This is a genomic window from Vibrio sp. 10N.222.46.A1 (genome assembly GCF_041473595.1).
Classification (GTDB): Bacteria; Pseudomonadota; Gammaproteobacteria; order Enterobacterales; family Vibrionaceae; genus Vibrio; species Vibrio tasmaniensis_A.
Map to the genome: position 1 here is coordinate 1 of NZ_JBFRSN010000672.1, position 1150 is coordinate 1150.

Consider the following 1150-nt stretch of genomic DNA (forward strand, 5'->3'; position numbering starts at 1 on the left):
CCATTGAACCTGTTGGCTTTATTGAGTCTCCTTATAAAGAGAAGTTCGCTGTGCCAAGACAGCCTAGGTTAGTACCCACTTCTACCTCAAGAGTCAGGCTAGTTGAAGCAGCGAACTGCCTTGAGTCTGTTCGTGATATTGAACAATTTAGTCATGTGTGGTTGTTGTTTTTGTTCGATAAGAACCTTGAAGCAGGATGGAAACCAACCGTGAGGCCACCTCGCCTTGGCGGGAACGAACGTATTGGTGTATTCGCGTCTCGTGCCACATTCAGACCGAATGGAGTGGGTATGTCCGCGGTTGAGCTCAAAGGTGTATCTCAAGAAAAGGGACAAACTTGGTTGGACTTGGGCAGTGTTGATCTCGTTGACGGCACACCGATCATCGACATCAAACCTTATATCCCCTACTCGGATTCAATTCCCGATGCACTAGGAGGGTTTGCCGCCGATGAACCTGAAGTGCTAGATGTGAACTTCTCGCAGCAAGCCCAAAGTAAGCTCGCAAACCACCCACAAGCACGCCATATCATTCAGGTGATCAAAGAAGTATTAGGCCAAGATCCTCGCCCTGCCTATAAGAAAGGTAAGCCTGACAATAAGGAATATGCGGTAAATTTGTTCGATCTTAACGTGAAATTCGTGGTTGAAACGCTTTTCATCAATGTAACTGACATTGAACGCTTTTGAGATCCCAAATAGGCTGATATTATATGCGGCTATATCAGATTTGCTGTGGTTACGAACGACAGCAAGTTTTCTTTTATCAATGATGAAACGGATACCATAGAATGCGTACCAGTAACTACCTTCTTTCTACTCTGAAAGAGACTCCAAACGACGCAGAAGTTATCAGCCACCAGCTGATGCTACGTGCAGGTATGATCCGTAAGCTAGCTTCAGGTTTATATACTTGGCTACCTACTGGTCTACGTGTACTGCGTAAAGTCGAAAATATCGTTCGCCAAGAGATCGATAATGCAGGTGCCGTTGAAATCTTGATGCCCGTAGTTCAACCGTTTGAGCTTTGGGAAGAGACTGGCCGTTCTGAAAAGATGGGTCCTGAGCTACTTCGTTTCACAGACCGTCATTCTCGTCCATTTGTTCTTAGCCCAACAGCAGAAGAAGTGGTAACGAGCCTAGTACGTAAC

1 protein-coding gene and 1 pseudogene are annotated in these 1150 nt (G+C 45.8%); both read left to right on the plus strand.

Going from position 1 to position 1150, the window contains the following annotated elements; genetic code table 11:
* Window positions 1–2 precede the first annotated feature (2 nt).
* Window positions 3–689 carry a tRNA (N6-threonylcarbamoyladenosine(37)-N6)-methyltransferase TrmO gene (gene tsaA, locus AB4496_RS18130; RefSeq protein WP_372131547.1) on the plus strand — a complete coding sequence of 229 codons (687 nt, stop codon included), beginning with the start codon at window positions 3–5 and terminating at the stop codon, window positions 687–689.
* Window positions 690–790: 101 nt separating this feature from the next.
* Window positions 791–1150: pseudogene (locus AB4496_RS18135) on the plus strand (proline--tRNA ligase); the annotation flags it as partial.